Below are 728 nucleotides of genomic sequence, written 5' to 3'. Positions count from 1 at the left end.
TTAGGTAGACACAAGAAATAATAAAATCTTGTGTTACTTGAAAGGGAGTATTTTTTATGCCTAGACAGAAAATTTGTGCAGAAGAAAAAATAAAGACCGTAGAAAATATCCTTGAAGGAAAAGAATCTATGTTAACAGCTGCTGAGCGGTTAAGAATTGATCGAACTGCTATTAGAGATTGGATTGTCAGTTATAAAGGCAATGGACCAGATGCATTTACCCATGTAAAAAATAAGCATTATTCTTCTAAAGAGAAAATAGAAGCAGTATTAGCTTATCTAAACGGAGAAGGCTCTTTGAACTCTATAAGCCAAAGATTTGGATTACGGACAAAAACACAACTACGAGATTGGATTAAGCGGTATAATAGTCATGAAGAATTGAAAGCATCCGGAATAGGAGGATTTTCTACCATGACTAAAGGCCGAAAAACAACATTCGATGAGCGTGTTGAAATAGTACAGTATTGCATAGCTCATAACCACAATTACGCAGAAACAGCAAATAAATACAATGTTTCATACCAGCAAGCCCGTAATTATACAGTAAAGTATGAATCTAGTGGGCTAGACGCATTACGAGATAACCGCGGGAAAAGAAAAGCACCGGATACTCTTACTGAGGTAGAACGATTACGCGCCGAACTTAAGATAGAACGTGCTCGCCGAATGAAGGCTGAAATGGAGGCATCTTTCTTAAAAAAATTAGACGAAATAGAGAGGAGGCGG

1 protein-coding gene is annotated in these 728 nt (G+C 37.2%); it reads left to right on the top strand.

All coding sequences use genetic code 11. The features are described from left to right. Positions 1–56: 56 nt before the first annotated feature. The coding region (locus MXE28_RS11455) for a transposase (protein WP_247240192.1) at positions 57–728 on the top strand (672 nt) is incomplete at its 3' end.

Source organism: Veillonella sp. KGMB01456 (genome assembly GCF_023051165.1).
Lineage (GTDB): Bacteria > Bacillota > Negativicutes > Veillonellales > Veillonellaceae > Veillonella_A.
Note: the sequence above shows the minus strand (reverse complement) of the source record. Positions and strands in the feature narration are given on the sequence as shown.